The organism is Streptomyces sp. NPDC004629 (assembly GCF_042873595.1).
GTDB lineage: Bacteria > Actinomycetota > Actinomycetes > Streptomycetales > Streptomycetaceae > Streptomyces.
The window spans coordinates 597,853-612,192 of record NZ_JBIALO010000001.1 but is presented as its reverse complement, the minus strand read 5'-3'; the positions used below and the strand labels follow the sequence as shown (position 1 = coordinate 612,192).

At 71.7% G+C, this 14,340-nt stretch carries 15 protein-coding genes; 5 read left to right on the top strand and 10 right to left on the bottom strand.

Going from position 1 to position 14,340, the window contains the following annotated elements; all coding sequences use genetic code 11:
• Positions 1-62: 62 nt before the first annotated feature.
• On the top strand, positions 63-1,523 hold the full coding sequence (locus tag ACFYTE_RS02635) for a zinc-dependent metalloprotease (RefSeq protein WP_388703828.1): 1,461 nt from the start codon (positions 63-65) through the stop codon (positions 1,521-1,523).
• Entirely contained in the window at positions 1,520-2,041 is a 522-nt protein-coding gene (locus ACFYTE_RS02630) for an NUDIX hydrolase (protein ID WP_388703825.1), read from the top strand. Before ACFYTE_RS02635 ends, ACFYTE_RS02630 begins: the two co-directional genes overlap by 4 nt.
• A 92-nt stretch (positions 2,042-2,133) precedes the next feature.
• On the opposite strand, the gene ACFYTE_RS02625 is transcribed toward ACFYTE_RS02630, so the two are convergent.
• From ACFYTE_RS02625 to ACFYTE_RS02610, 4 genes are all read right to left on the bottom strand, one after another.
• Positions 2,134-2,889 (bottom strand): AIM24 family protein, encoded by a 756-nt coding sequence (locus tag ACFYTE_RS02625; protein WP_388703823.1) that lies wholly within the window; start codon positions 2,887-2,889, stop codon positions 2,134-2,136.
• An 18-nt stretch (positions 2,890-2,907) separates the two neighbouring features.
• Positions 2,908-3,588 carry an AIM24 family protein gene (locus tag ACFYTE_RS02620; protein WP_388703821.1) on the bottom strand — a complete coding sequence of 227 codons (681 nt, stop codon included), beginning with the start codon at positions 3,586-3,588 and terminating at the stop codon, positions 2,908-2,910.
• Between the two features lie 11 nt (positions 3,589-3,599).
• Positions 3,600-5,333, bottom strand: coding sequence for a TerD family protein (locus ACFYTE_RS02615; RefSeq protein WP_388703819.1), 1,734 nt, complete (start codon positions 5,331-5,333; stop codon positions 3,600-3,602).
• 136 nt (positions 5,334-5,469) lie between these two features.
• The gene (locus tag ACFYTE_RS02610) at positions 5,470-6,066 is read right to left on the bottom strand and encodes a M48 family metallopeptidase (protein WP_388703817.1); all 597 of its coding nucleotides are present in this window, start codon (positions 6,064-6,066) and stop codon (positions 5,470-5,472) included.
• Between the two features lie 276 nt (positions 6,067-6,342).
• On the opposite strand from ACFYTE_RS02610, the gene ACFYTE_RS02605 reads away from it, so the two are divergent.
• Both ACFYTE_RS02605 and ACFYTE_RS02600 read left to right on the top strand, forming a co-directional pair.
• Positions 6,343-7,557 carry a TOMM precursor leader peptide-binding protein gene (locus ACFYTE_RS02605; RefSeq protein ID WP_388703815.1) on the top strand — a complete coding sequence of 405 codons (1,215 nt, stop codon included), beginning with the start codon at positions 6,343-6,345 and terminating at the stop codon, positions 7,555-7,557.
• Positions 7,550-8,923 (top strand): ABC1 kinase family protein, encoded by a 1,374-nt coding sequence (locus tag ACFYTE_RS02600; protein WP_388703813.1) that lies wholly within the window; start codon positions 7,550-7,552, stop codon positions 8,921-8,923. Before ACFYTE_RS02605 ends, ACFYTE_RS02600 begins: the two co-directional genes overlap by 8 nt.
• A 6-nt stretch (positions 8,924-8,929) precedes the next feature.
• Here the strand turns inward: ACFYTE_RS02600 and ACFYTE_RS02595 are convergent, their stop codons facing one another.
• From ACFYTE_RS02595 to ACFYTE_RS02575, 5 genes are all read right to left on the bottom strand, one after another.
• Complete coding sequence (locus ACFYTE_RS02595) at positions 8,930-9,142, bottom strand: hypothetical protein (protein ID WP_388703810.1); 213 nt, start codon at positions 9,140-9,142, stop codon at positions 8,930-8,932.
• A gap of 132 nt (positions 9,143-9,274) precedes the next feature.
• Positions 9,275-9,598, bottom strand: a complete 324-nt coding sequence (locus tag ACFYTE_RS02590; protein WP_388703809.1) for a hypothetical protein — start codon at positions 9,596-9,598, stop codon at positions 9,275-9,277.
• Positions 9,595-9,963, bottom strand: coding sequence for a WhiB family transcriptional regulator (locus ACFYTE_RS02585; protein WP_388703806.1), 369 nt, complete (start codon positions 9,961-9,963; stop codon positions 9,595-9,597). Before ACFYTE_RS02585 ends, ACFYTE_RS02590 begins: the two co-directional genes overlap by 4 nt.
• Before the next feature lie 173 nt (positions 9,964-10,136).
• Positions 10,137-10,475 (bottom strand): hypothetical protein, encoded by a 339-nt coding sequence (locus ACFYTE_RS02580; RefSeq protein ID WP_388703803.1) that lies wholly within the window; start codon positions 10,473-10,475, stop codon positions 10,137-10,139.
• Positions 10,476-10,639: 164 nt separating this feature from the next.
• Positions 10,640-12,835, bottom strand: a complete 2,196-nt coding sequence (locus tag ACFYTE_RS02575; RefSeq protein WP_388703800.1) for an ATP-dependent DNA helicase UvrD2 — start codon at positions 12,833-12,835, stop codon at positions 10,640-10,642.
• A gap of 239 nt (positions 12,836-13,074) precedes the next feature.
• On the opposite strand from ACFYTE_RS02575, the gene ACFYTE_RS02570 reads away from it, so the two are divergent.
• Positions 13,075-13,317: a mycoredoxin gene (locus ACFYTE_RS02570; protein WP_388703797.1), complete on the top strand. Its 243-nt coding sequence runs from the start codon at positions 13,075-13,077 to the stop codon at positions 13,315-13,317.
• Between the two features lie 78 nt (positions 13,318-13,395).
• Here ACFYTE_RS02570 and nudC read toward each other — a convergent pair whose 3' ends face one another.
• Positions 13,396-14,340, bottom strand: coding sequence for an NAD(+) diphosphatase (gene nudC, locus ACFYTE_RS02565; protein ID WP_388703794.1), 945 nt, complete (start codon positions 14,338-14,340; stop codon positions 13,396-13,398).

The following is a 14,340-nucleotide window of genomic DNA, read 5'->3' as shown; positions in this document are numbered from 1 at the left end:
TGGTGTTGTCGGGCAGCCGCGCCGTCGGAGAGAACCGGCGGCCTAACCAGCCGAGGAATCCCGTGAGTGACACCCCATTCGGATTCGGCCTTCCGCCGGAGGAGCCGGAGAACGGCGACGAGGGCAAGAAGAAGGACCAGCAGAGCGGTGGTGAGCAGGGACCGGCCAACCCGTTCGGTTTCGGGCTGCCCGGAGCCGGAGGCTTTGGCGGCCCGGGCGCCGACAATCCGCTCGCTGCCATGTTCGGTTCGCTGAACCCCACCGACCTGGGCGCCGCGTTCCAGCAGCTGGGCCAGATGCTCTCCTACGAGGGCGGCCCGGTGAACTGGGACATGGCCAAGCAGATCGCCCGCCAGACGGTCTCCCAGGGCACCCCGGACGGCGTCAAGGACGCGAGCGTCGGCCCCGCCGAGCGTTCCGCGGTCCAGGAGGCCGTGCGCCTGGCCGACCTGTGGCTGGACGACGCGACGTCCCTGCCGTCCGGAGCGGGCTCCGCGGTGGCGTGGAGCCGCGCGGAGTGGGTCGAGGCCACCCTTCCGGCCTGGAAGGAACTGGTCGACCCGGTCGCCGAGCGGGTCGGCGCGGCCATGGGCGACGTCCTGCCGGAGGAGATGCAGGCCATGGCGGGCCCGCTGATCGGCATGATGCGCTCGATGGGCGGCGCCATGTTCGGCACGCAGATCGGGCAGGCCGTCGGCGTGCTCGCCGGCGAGGTGGTCGGTTCCACCGACATCGGTCTGCCGCTCGGTCCGGCCGGCAAGGCCGCGCTGCTGCCGCTGAACATCGAGGCGTTCGGCAAGGACCTGGGCGTTCCCCGGGACGAGGTGCGGCTCTACCTCGCCCTGCGTGAGGCCGCCCACCAGCGGCTGTTCGCGCATGTGCCGTGGCTGCGCTCGCACCTGTTCGGCGCGGTCGACGGCTACGCTCGCGGGATCAAGGTCGACACGGCCAAGCTGGAGGACGTCGTCGGCCAGTTCGACCCGCAGAACCCGGAGCAGTTGCAGGACGCCCTCCAGCAGGGCATGTTCCAGCCGGAGGACACGCCGGAACAGAAGGCCGCCCTGGCGCGTCTGGAGACGGCCCTGGCGCTCGTCGAGGGCTGGGTGGACGCGGTGGTCCACGCGGCCGCGAAGCCGCGTCTTTCGTCCGCCGACGCCCTGCGTGAGACGCTGCGCCGCCGCCGTGCCTCGGGCGGTCCGGCCGAGCAGACCTTCGCGACGCTGATCGGCCTGGAGCTGCGGCCCCGCCGGCTGCGCGACGCCTCCCGGCTGTGGGCCTCCCTCACGGACGCGCGCGGTGTCGACGGCCGGGACGCCCTGTGGGCCCACCCGGACATGCTGCCGACGGCCACCGACCTGGACGACCCGGACGGCTTTGTCCACCGCGAGCAGCTGGACTTCTCCGAGCTGGACAAGATGCTCGGCGAAGCGGCCGGCGGCACCGGTGAGAAGCCGAACCTGAAGAAGGGCGACGCGGGCGACGACGCCAAGGGTGACCCCGCCGAGGGCGACGGCACCGAGTGAGCCTGTACGACGACGCGGTCCTCGTCCTGAAGGAGTACGAGGGCCAGGAAGAACTGCGCCAGGCCTATCTGGACCACCTCGCCGCGCATCCGGACGGCATGTGGAAGGCCTGCGAGGCCGGGCACCTCACGGCGAGCGCCCTGGTCGTCGACCCGGCACAGGGCCGGGTGCTGCTCACCCTGCACAAGAAGCTGCGGATGTGGTTGCAGATGGGCGGCCACTGCGAACCGCAGGACCCGTCCGTACGGGCCGCGGCCGTGCGCGAGGCCACGGAGGAGTCGGGCGTGGCGGGGCTGACGCTGCTCCCCGGCGGCCCGGTGCGCCTGGACCGCCATCGGATCCCGGCCCCGTGCCACTGGCACTTCGACGTGCAGTACGCGGTCCTGGCACCCCCCGGAGCGGTGCAGGAGATCAGCGACGAGTCGCTCGACCTGCGCTGGTTCGCCTACGACGAGGTGCCGCGGGTGGCGGACGCATCGGTCGTACGGCTGCTGGAGGCGACGCGTGCCAGGCTCTGAGACCTGACGTCGTCAAGGCGTGCACCCGGGCGACCGGCGGGTGAGGGACGACCGCCCGAGGGTGGTCGCCCCTGCGCCTTGCTCGCCGCGGCTCAGCTCCAGACGTTGCCCTGGTTCTGGCCCCGTGCGCCGTGCTGCCCCATGCCGTACTGCGCGGCGAGGCCCTGGCCGACCGCGGCGTTCTGCGGCGGCAGCAGTTCGCTCGGCTGGACGAGCGCGTAACCGGTGCCCATGAAGCTCAGCTCCCAGCCCTCACCGGTGTTGCCGCGGCGCCGCCACACGCCGGAGGAGTGCGTCTGCGCCTGCATCTGGACGCGCAGGCCCGTCGACCAGGCGACGATCGCGTCGGCGTCGCAGTTGACGTACCGGTCGGGGGTGACCTGCATCATCAGCGGCACGCCCGACGTCATCAGGGCGACCTTGCCGTGTCCGGTGATGTTGAGCTGGTACTTCCCGGACCCCGAGATGCCGTACTGGCTGTCCACGGCGATGACCTCGTGGTGCAGCGAGGAGTCCAGGGCGAGCACATAGCTGCTGTCGACGGTCAGGCCCTCCTGCTCGACGTCCACCACATGGACGTACTGGGCGAGATTGGCGAAGTAGACCGTGCCCTGCCCGTGGCAGCGCATCAGGTCCAGGCCCTCCCCGGTGTGCGCACGCGCGCGTGCCTGGCCGCCGCTCTGGTACTCGGCGTCGAACTCGACGAGTCCCTGGTAGGCGACCATGGTGCCCTTGCGGGCGAGGATGTCGTCGTGACCCCCCAGGGTGACGCGGAGCATCTGCTTGTTCTGCAGGCTCCAGCGTTCCTGGGTCTGCTGGTCGTTGTGGGCGAAAAGCGGGCTCTGCATGGTGACTCTGGCTCCCCCTCAGCCCCGGACCCGGAGGCGGTCGGTGCTGTCCTCGCTGGGCTGGACGACGACGATGCCCTGACCGGAGAAGGCCATCTGGTAGGCCTCGCCGCTGCCGCGGCCGATCAGCGACTGCGCCTTGAAGCTGCGCTTGCCCTTCACCTTGAGGTTCGGGGACCACGCGACGAGCGCGTCCGGGTCGACGTACGTCTCGTCCTCGCCGCCGCCGCAGTCGACGACGATCGGCTTGCCCCGGGAGGTCAGGGCGACCCAGCCCTGCCCGGAGATCCTGGTGTTCCACAGGCCCTGTCCGGCGAACTTCGCGAGCCCCTTGACCCGCTCCACACCCCAGGTCAGATGGGCGTCGAAGGCGAGCAGGTTGGTGGCGTTGACGGAGATGCCGTCGCCGTTGAGGTTGATCACGACGACGTTCGCACCGTAGTCGGCGAGGTAGAGCAGGCCGTCGCCGGAGCACTTCATCAGGGGGGCGCCCTCGCCGGTGACCCAGTCGCGGGCGATCTGGCGGACGGCCGGCGGGTTGGGCTCGTACTGGACGAAGCCTTCGTAGGCGACCATGGACCCCACGCGCGCGAAGAGGTCGTTCCCGGTCTGCATGGCGACCTTCAGCATGTGGTCGCCGTGGTTCTCCATGCGGGCGGTGACCGGTGCGGGGGCGTAGCCCGCGAGCGGATGGATCATGACGGGCTCCCTCAGACCTCGTACGGCTGGACGACGATGAAGTTGCCGGGTGCGCCCCGGAACTGCAGGTTGATGCTTTCGCCGGTGTCGCCCGGGTAGGCGTTGCGGCGCATGCGGACCTGGCTGGAGACGATCACCTGGGAGGCGGCCGACCAGGCGACGACCGCGTTGCAGTCGGCGAACGTGGTGGGTGTGACGGGCAGGACGACGGGCGTGCCGTGCGTCTTGACGACGACGGTGCCGGTGCCCTGGAACTGCATCGTGAACAGGGCGCCGCCGGGGATGCCGTGTCCCTCGATGCGGCGGACCTCGTACTGAAGGCTCTCGTCGAAGGCGAGGACGTTCTCGGAGGAGACGCAGATCGCGTCGCCCTGGAGTTCCACGGGGTGCAGATGCGTGGCCTCCTCCGCGAGGAACACCTGGCCCTGGCCGGTGCAGCGCATCAGCTGCATCTCCTGGCCGGTGGCGTTGCCCACGATCCGGCCCATCACGCCCGCGCCCTTGTAGCTGAAGTCGACCTTGCCCTGGTAGAGCACCATGCTGCCCTGCCGGGCCAGCACGGGCTGGCCGCCGATGCCGAGGTCGACCCGGATGAGCTTGCTGTTCTGCTGGGTCCAGCGCTGCCCGGTGGGCGTTTCCTTGAACAGTTGCAGCGCCGCGGTCACACCGGCGCCGCCCTGGGGCGCGCCCTGCGGCACGCCGTAGCCGGCGGGCGGCTGGCCCAGGGCCTGTCCGAGCGGCGGCTGCTGGCCGTATCCGGGGGGCGGGACCGGCTGTCCGTAGCCGGGGGGCGGTGCCGGGGCCTGCGGGGCCGGGGGCTGGCCGTATCCGGGAGGCGGCGGGGCGCTCGGGGCGCCGGGCCCGCCGCCGTACGACGGCTGGGGCTGGGGCTGGGGGTAGGGCGCGGGGGCCGGGGGCGGCACCGTGCCGCCGGGGGGCGTGCCCAGGGGAGCGATGACGGTGGGCGCGGCGTGCACGTTGGGGGCGGGTGCCGGGGCGGGCGGCGCGGGCGGTGTGGCGCCGGGCGGGGGCGCGAAGCCCTGCGGAGCGGGAGCCGGCGCCGGGGCGGGCGCGGAAGGCGCGGGCGCGGGGGCGGGTGGAGCGGGCGCGGGGGCGGGTGGAGCGGCGAACGCGGGCGGCGCGGCGGCCTGGGCGGGCGGGGCGAAGCCCGGAGCGGCGCCGGACTGCGGCTGCTGCGCGGCCGCCTCGGGCGCCTCCTCCGCCACCTCGCCGCCGAAGTTCTTCAGCAGCGCTTCGAGACCGCCGTCGAAGCCCTGGCCGACCGCCGCGAAGCGCCACACGTCCTTCAGATAGAAGTCGCCCAGCATCACGGCCCGTTCGGTGGAGAACTCCGAGCCTGTGAACGAGTACCGGGCCACCTCCTCGCCGCCCGCGACGATACGGAGGTAGCCGGGCTGTATCTGGGACATCTGCCCGGCGCCGTCGATGGTCGCCGTGAACGACAGCTTCTGGATCCCCGGCGGGATCCGGTCCAGCGTGATCCGGAAGGACTCCGTGTCACCGGCCTGGGCACCCAGCAACTGGATGGACTCCTCGGGGGACTTCGGCTGGTTGAAGAAGACGAAGTACCGGTCGTCCGAGAGGCGCTCGTCGGCGTCGAGCCCGAAGCAGCTGATGTCGAAGGTCAGTCCTGGTCCCGAGATCTGCACGCCTACGTACAGGTCCGTGCCCGCGGTGAGGTCACTGATCCTGGCCTTGTGGCCCCGTTGGAATTCCCTGGCCATGCGTAACGACCGTCCCCCATCCGGAATGTGAGTGCGTCGCGTCAGGCTAACGGCAAACCCCGACATTGGACGAAGTCGGTACAGACCCGGTACACAACGTCCTCGGCGGCGCGGGAGGCTCCGCCCGGGGAAGGGATCACTCCTCGTGCGGGTCCTGCGCATGGGGCAGTCGGTCCGCGGCGGCGACCCCTTCGAGGTAGCCGCGCGCCCGCTCGGTCCGCGGGTAGGACTCCAGCAGCTGCCAGAACCGCGGCCCGTGCCCGGGTACCAGCAGATGCGCGAGTTCATGGCAGAGCACGTAGTCGATCACATACTCGGGCATGCCCTGCAACCGGTGCGAGAGCCGGATGCTGCCCTCGGCGGGGGTGCACGAACCCCAGCGCGTGTTCTGATTGGTGACCCAGCGCACGGAGGCGGGCCGGGCCCGGCCGTCGAAGTACTGCTCCGACAGCCGCCGGGCGCGCTCGGCCAGTTCCGCGTCGCCCAGCACCCGCCTGCTCTCCTGGGCGGCCAGTTTGTCGAGCATGACGGTCACCCAGCGCTGCTCCTCCGCCTCGGACATCCGGGCGGGGATCAGCACGACGGTGCGATCGCCCTCGCGGTACGCGGAGACCGTCCGGCGTCGCCGGGCGCTCCTGCGGACCTCGATCGCGCTCGTCCCCGAGCCGCTCGGCGGCTGGCTCGTCGTGCTGCGCTGTGGCGTTCCGGCGCGGTGCGGTGGGTCGGCGGGCACGCCCCGACGTTACCCGCTGGGCCCTGGGGAAGTCCCGGGTCCGGAACGGTTCAGTGCCGTTCCCCCACCATGCGTTTGATTTGTACGACGAATATCCACCGCCTGTGGACAACTTTCGGCGCCGGTTCGCCGGGCCGGGCATGCTGGCACTCGTCGGCGGAGCGCGACCGATTCCGTCGACTATCACCGATATGCCGTGAATTGCTTCTGTTTTAAGCGAGTCACGGAGGATTACGGTGAAGTACGGGGAATGGCAGCGAATGACGGGGGACAGATATGCATCCGATGACGAAGCCCGCGTTCCGGCGCGGCTGGCGCGACCTCAACACCGTGCAGTTCGGCATGACACCGGCGCATGCGCTGACGCTCGGTCCGATCGACACGGCGACAGGCAGCTTCCTGGAACTGCTCAACGGCACCCGGGGACTGCCGCTCCTGCGCGACGAGGGGCACCGGATGGACCTGCCCGACGGCCATGTCGACGCCCTGGTCCGCGGGCTGGCCGGGGCCGGGCTGCTCGACGACGCGCGCGGCGGCGGCCCCGCGGGCGCCGCCCTGCGCGAGCACAAGGAGATCCTCGACCGGCTGCGCCCCGATCTGGCCTCCCTGTCCCTGACCACCTCCGAACCGGGCGAGGCGATCGACCGGCTGGCGGCCCGCCGTGCTCTGCGCGTGCAGGTGAGGGGCGCGGGCCGGGTCGGCGCCGTCCTGGCCTCGCTGCTGTCGGGCGCGGGGGTCGGCGAGGTCGACGTGCGCGACGGCGGCCAGGTCGAGCCATGGGACGTCGCCCCGGGCGGGCTGCCCGCCGAGTCGGTCGGCGAGCGCAGGGACGAGGCCGCACGCCAGGCCGTCCGCCGGGCGGCACCGGACCGCCCGCGCCGCCGTGCCCGCGCCGGTCCGCCCCCGGCCGACGACCCCGGCTTCTGCCTGGTGATCCTCGCGCCGCGGGACGATGTCGCCGTGCACGCCCCCGATCCGGGCGCCATCGACCCCTTCCTGGCGTCCGGGACACCTCATCTGCACTGCGGTGTCGCGGAGGGAACCGCGGTCGTCGGACCCCTCGTGCTGCCGGGTGAGACGGGCTGTGCCGGCTGTCTGCACCGGGACCGGGCGGACCGGGACCCGGTCTGGCCCCGCCTGGTCGCGCAGTGGCGCTCCGGGCGGGCCCGCCCGGTGGGCCCCTGCGACCTGACGCTGGCGGCCACGGCCGCCGGGCTGGCGGCCGCGCACGCGCTCGCCTTCCTCGACGGGCGTTCGCCGTCGAGCACGGGCGCGCGCTGGGAGGCCGCGCTGCCGGGCCTGCGGTGGCACGCGCGACCTGTCCCGCCCCATCCCGCGTGCCCGTGCGGGGCCGCAGGCAGAGGTAAGGAAGAACACACCTCCACGGACGGGCGGCCGCACGAGACAATGGCCGTGCAACGGCCGTCGACGCAACGACGACGCACCACGGACGCTTCGCGGCCGGCTGGGACTTGGAGGGCGCATGTCTGATCTTCCCCGGAAGGCGGTCACCCGGACCGCCAAGCTCGCCGCGCTCCCGCTCGGCTTCGCCGGCCGGGCGACCTGGGGCCTGGGCAAGCGGATCGTGGGCGAGTCCGCGGACATCGTCGGCCGCGAACTGCAACAGCGCACGGCCGAGCAGTTGTTCAAGGTCCTCGGCGAGCTGAAGGGCGGTGCGATGAAGTTCGGGCAGGCCCTGTCGGTCTTCGAGTCGGCGCTGCCCGAGGAGGTCGCGGGCCCCTATCGCGCGGCCCTGACCAGGCTCCAGGAGGCGGCGCCCCCGATGCCCACCCGCACCGTGCACTCGGTGCTGGAGGAACGGCTCGGGACAGACTGGCGGGAGCTGTTCCTGGAGTTCGAGGACAAGCCGGCCGCGGCTGCGTCGATCGGCCAGGTGCACCGGGCGGTGTGGCACGACGGCCGCGACGTGGCGGTCAAGGTGCAGTACCCGGGGGCCGGCGAGGCACTGCTTTCCGATCTGGGGCAATTGAGCCGTTTCGCCCGTCTGTTGGGGCCGCTCATCCCCGGCATGGACGTCAAGCCGCTGATCGCCGAGCTGCGGGACCGCGTCTCCGAGGAACTGGACTACGGCCTGGAGGCCCAGGCCCAGCAGGCACACGCCGAGGAGTTCGCGGACGACCCCGATGTGCTGGTCCCGGCCGTGGTGCACCAGTGCGACCAGGTACTGGTCACCGAGTGGATCGACGGAATCCCGCTCTCGGAGGTGATCACCGGCGGCACGCAGGAACAGCGGGACCGGGCCGGCCAGCTTCTGGCCCGCTTCCTGTTCTCGGGTCCGGCCCGCACCGGTCTCCTGCACGCCGACCCGCACCCGGGCAACTTCCGGCTGCTGCCCGGCGAGCCGGACGGCGAGGGCGACTGGCGCCTGGGCGTCCTGGACTTCGGCACCGTCGACCGCCTCCCCGGCGGCCTGCCGTCGCCGATCGGCGACGCCCTGCGCATGACTCTGGACGGCGAGGCCGTCGCGGTCTACGAAATGCTCCGCGCCGAGGGCTTCGTCAAGGACTCCATAGAACTGGACCCCGACGCCGTTCTCGACTACCTCCTGCCGATCATCGAGCCGGCCCGGGTCGACGAGTTCACGTTCACCCGTACCTGGATGCGCAGCCAGGCCGCCCGTATCGCCGACCCCCGCTCCCCTGCCTACCAGCTGGGCAAGCAGCTCAACCTGCCCCCGGCCTACCTGCTGATCCACCGGGTGACCCTGAGCACCATCGGCGTCCTGTGCCAACTGGGCGCAACGGTGCGACTGCGGGAGGAACTGGAGGAGTGGCTTCCGGGATTCCTCCCCGAGGAGGAGAGCCTGACCGCGCAGGAACCGGCGGCGCAGGCGTGAGCCCCGTCACCACCAGGCCGAGTCCAGCCGCCCCTCGATCGCCCTGAGGTTCTCTCTGGAGCAGCCGTCGCAGAAGTACTGACGGACGCCGTTCTCCACGGAACAGGTCCAGGTCGCGGGCTGAGGGGCCGCGGAGGGGGTGCGGCAGCGGGCGCACACTAGGGGGCGCTGCCGCGCGGCGGGGCCGTCGTGGTCACCGTCTCCGGAAGGACTCGTCACTCGGCGACGATATCTCCGCGGCCCGGTTTCGGCCCGACAACGCACCGCGGGGGCCGGTCCGTTCGGACGGACCTGCCCCCGCGGGAAGGTTTCGCCCCCGAGGCCGGGGGCCACCGCTTCCGGTGTGATCGGCTACTGCATGAGCGCCATGGCGAGCGCACGGCGGGCACGCCTCGACGCGCGCTCGGCCCGGCGCTGCATCCGGCGGGCGGTCGCCAGGCGTACCGCCTGGCGCTCCCGTTCGGCCTCGTGCAGCCGGTCGTGCATATGCGCACGAGCCAGGGCTTCTGGGATGAGTTGCATCTCTCGGGTCCTGTTCTGACGCGAGTCGATCGCGCCGGTGGTGGTGAAGTCTGGGGTCGCGGAGCCTTCGGGCTCGTTGGTGGACGGCTTCATCGGGGCCTGCTTCTTGGGGTCGTGCGTGAGGGGGCGGTCGATGGTTCCTGGGATGTTCATGCTGTGACCGGGTTCTTGCGCGGGCGGCCACGCGGCCGCTTCCGGGCGACGACAACCCCCTGGACGAACAGCTCGCCACCCCAGACGCCCCAGGGCTCACGCCGTTCCCTGGCGCCGGCGAGGCATGCCTCGATCAGCGGGCAGGTCCGGCAGAGGGACTTGGCGTACTCGACGTCCGCCGGCGACTCCGCGAAGAAGACCTCCGGGTCGTAGGAACGGCAGGGGACGGGCACGCCGAGGTTCTCGATGGCGTCGTCGAGCGCGGTGAGCGGGGTGAGCGGGGTCAAGGTGGAGTCCTCCGTGGGGACGGGCGGGGGGATCGTGTCGGAAGGCGGTACGGACGGGGCGTGCGCTTCGAGTTGCACGGTTCGTCTTCCTCGTCTGGTCGGTCCGGCCTGTTGACCGGGTGTCGGCTTGGTACCGGGTTCTTTCTTGTCCCGAGGCCCCTTCGCTCCGTCGTCCCCGTTCGGGGAAAACAGAAGGGCCGCGGATCCCGGATGGGGTTCCGCGGCCCTGAAGGCGCCGGCCTGATCGGCGATCAGGCTGGATCACTCCAGGGTTTTGGCCCACGGAAGGCCCACATCAGGTGGTGCTGCGTCGTCTGCTTCCGGAATCCGGCACCGGCTGCCGCAAAGGCATAGGCCTGCGCCTGTGCCACTACTGCTTCCAGTGCCTTGGTCGGTCGCTCATCGCGCTCACGCACGGGAAGACCCGCGAGAGACACGGAGGACGCCGGACGCACGGCACGAATGCCGGACACACCGGTGCCCGTGTTCGAGGCGCCGAACATGCACGGGGAGACGGTCGCGCGATCGCGCAGTTTGGCCGCGTTCATGAAACCGGCGCTGGTGCTGGTGCTGGTGTTGATGCTGATCACTGGACTCGCCTCCTCTCGGCGTCTCGGGGACCGGGGTGAGCCGGTCCCATCGGATATGCAAGTAGAACACGGAATCAGTGCCTCCGAGAAGGCCGCTGTTTCCGTGTCTAGAACCTATGGGGATCGCCGGGCCATGCGCAAACTATTTTTTCGACGAGTTCGCATCAGTCGCCCTCGTCGTCTCCCGCGCCGCTGCCGCCTGCGCAGATGGCCAGAACGGCGGCCCCGTAGAGCTTGAGCTTGCGGGCCGGGACCCCGGGGATCCGGGACAGCTCGGGATAGTCCTCGGGCACGGACTCGGCGATCGCCATCAGGGTCTTGTCGGTGAACACACAGAAGTCCGGCTGGCCCGAGCGCAGCGCCTGCTCCGCCCGCCACTCACGCAGTCGCTCGTAGATTCCCTCGTCCATGTCGGAGGGGCAGTCGTCACAGCGCATCAGTTTCATCTCACCGGCGTCGGTGAGCGTACGGCCGCAGACCCGGCACCGGGCCGGGGTGCGCTGGGTACGCCGGGGCGCGGCCGTGCCGCCCGCCGGCCGGCCCCGTTCGATGCCGCCCGCGGCACCGCCGGCCCAACGCCCGACCGTGGCCGCGGAACCGGGGCGCAGTCCGTCGAGGAAGCGGCTCGGCCGACGGCTCGGACGACCGCCCGGGGACCGGGCGAGGGACCAGGAGACATGCAGCCGCTCCCGGGCCCGGGTCACACCCACATACAGGAGCCGGCGTTCCTCCTCGATCTGCTCGTCGGTCTTCGCGTAGGTGATCGGCACCATGCCCTCGGCGACGCCGACCAGGAAGACGACGTCCCACTCCAGGCCCTTGGCCGAATGCAGCGAGGCGAGGGTGACGCCCTGGACGGTGGGGGCGTGCTGGGCGTTCGCCCGTTCGTCGAGCTCCGCGACGAAGTCGCCCAGCGTGGCGCCTGCTCTGGCGGCGGCGAAGTCCTGCGCCAGACCGACCAGCGCCGCCAGTGATTCCCAGCGCTCCCGGACCGCGCCCGAACCCGCCGGGGGCTCGGGGCTCCAGCCCTCCCCCGACAGGACCGCGCGCACCTGGGAGGGCAGGTCCACGGCATCGTCCAGCAGCGCGTCGTTGCCGCCGAAGCGGGCCGCGCCGCGCAGGGCGATGCCCGCCTTGCGCACCTCGGGGCGGTCGAAGAAACGCTCGGCGCCGCGCAGTTGGTAGGGCACCCCGGCGTCGGCGAGGGCCTGCTCGTAGGTCTCGGACTGGGAGTTCGTGCGGAACAGGATCGCGATCTCGGCGGCCGGGACACCGGCGTCGATGAGTTCGCGGATCCGGCGGGCGGCGCCCTCGGCCTCGGCGGGCTCGTCCACGTACTCGGTGTAGACGGGCTCGGGGCCCGCGGCGCGCTGGGAGACCAGCTCCAGGCGGTGGTCGGCGGCCCGCCCGCGGGCCTGGGCGAGCAGCCCGTTGGCGAGGTGGACCACCTGGGGGGTGGAGCGGTAGTCGCGGACCAGTTTGACGACGGTGGCGCCGGGGTGGCGGATGCGGAAGTCGAGGAGGTGATCGGGGGTCGCGCCGGTGAAGGAGTAGATCGTCTGGCTGGCGTCGCCGACGACGCACAGGCTGTCCCGGTCGCCGAGCCACAGCTCCAGCAGCCGCTGCTGAAGGGGGCTGACGTCCTGGTACTCGTCGACGACGAAGTGCTGGTACTGGACGCGGACCTGCTCGGCGATGTCGTGCCGGTCCTGGAGGATCGCGACCGTCAGCAGCAGGACGTCCTCGAAGTCGATGACCGAGCGGCTGCGCTTGAGGTCCTCGTACACGGAGTAGAGCTGGGCGACCTCGGCCGCGTCGCGGGGGGTCTCACGGCCGGCCTTCACGACGGCGAGCGGATAGTCGGCGGGGACGGTCTGGGTGACCTTGGACCACTCGATCTCGGCGGTGACGTCGCGCAACTCGCCGCGGTCGAGGCGGATGCGGCAGGCGGCGGCCGCGTCCGCGACGAGCTGGATCTTGCGGTCGACGAGCCGGGGCATGGCACCGCCGACCGCCTTCGGCCAGAAGTACTGGAGCTGGCGGAGCGCGGCGGAGTGGAAGGTGCGGGCCTGGACCCCCTGCGCGCCGAGCTGGCGCAGCCGGCCGCGCATCTCGCCGGCGGCGCGGTTGGTGAAGGTGACGGCGAGCACGCTGGACGGCTGGAGGATGCCCGCACGCACGCCGTAGGCGATGCGATGGGTGATCGCCCGCGTCTTGCCCGTGCCGGCCCCGGCCAGCACGCACACCGGGCCGTGCAGGGCGGTGGCCACCTCGCGCTGCTCGGGGTCGAGCCCTTCGAGCACCGCGTCGGCCGAGTCCGGTACCTGCGGGAAGAGGGTGGAATGCGTTGCTGCTGTCACACGGCCATGCTGCCAGGTCGCCCGGGACGGCTGTGGCGGTTGTCCACAGGGAGCCCCTTGCAGTCGTACTAATACGTCAGGCGTGCGGTACATCAGGGCTGACGCAGGCGCATCGCCCGGGCGGCGGGCCGCACCCGCTCCCTGTACCCCCGGCATACCCCCGGCGGGAATGGCGGGGCCGGTGGCGTACGTTCCCCACAGGACGACCTTCCCCGAGCTGCCAGAGGAGCGCGAGCGAGATGCAGGGCACTGTGACGATGTACAGCACGACGTGGTGCGGATACTGCCGTCGGCTGAAGAGCCAGATGGACCGGGAAGGCATCGCGTACACCGAGATCAACATCGAGCAGGACCCCGAGTCGGCCGCGTTCGTGGAGAAGGCGAACAACGGCAACCAGACGGTGCCCACCGTGCTCTTCGCCGACGGTTCGACGCTGACGAACCCGTCGTTGGCGCAGGTGAAGCAGAAGGTCGGCGTCTGAGCGGTCCGCTCACGCGAAGGGGTGGCGGTCCTGACGGGACCGCCACCCCTTCGCCGTTTCCGGCCCCGTCCCCGGTCCTCAGACGAAGCTGCGGGTCGGCAGCGGCTTGCCGTACCAGAGTTCGATGAGGCGGGCGGCGATGGAGATGCCGTACGGCGGCTGTACCTCGCCGGACTCGAAGGCGGCCCGCAGCTCGTCCCGGGAGAACCAGCGGGCCTCGTGGATCTCGTCGCCGTCGACCTCGATGTCGGTCGTGGTGGCGTGGGCCATGAACCCCAGCATGAGGCTGGACGGGAACGGCCAGGGCTGGCTGGCGACGTACTCGACCCGGCCGATGGTGACGCCTGCCTCCTCGAAGACCTCGCGGCGCACCGACTGCTCGATGGACTCGCCGGGTTCGACGAAACCGGCGAGCGTCGAGAAGCGGCCCTCGGGCCAGTGGACCTGGCGGCCGAGCAGAATGCGGTCCTCGTCGTCGGTGACCGCCATGATCACGGCGGGGTCGGTGCGCGGGTAGTGCTCGGCGCCGCAGGCCGGGCAGCGGCGGATGTGGCCGGCGGCTGCGATGACCGTGCGCTCCCCGCAGCGGGAACAGAAGCGGTGGGTGCGCTGCCAGTTCTCCAGGCCGACCGCGTGCACCATCAGGCCGGCGTCACGCGGTGACAGGAGCAGACCGGCCTCCCGCAGCCCGGCCGGACGGGCGGACTGGTCGATGCGGCCGGGCAGGGAGTCCTTCTGGAGCGCGAAGTAGCTGACGCCGTCCTCGTCGGTGCCCAGGAAGTAGCGGTGCGCCTCGGTGAGGGGGGCCTCGAAGGACGGGGTCATGACGAGTTCGGTACGGCCGTCCGCCGTCTCGTCGATGAGGACCTGGCCGCCGGAGACCACGAAGCAGCGGGTCGTGGGGTGGCTCCACGCCGCCGCGAGCCAGGCCTCGTCGAGCCGGTGGTGGGCGGCGCGGTCGATGCCACTGGGTGCGGTGAGCGAGATGGGTCGGTCGGCGGTCTGGTCGGTCCAGGTGGTCAC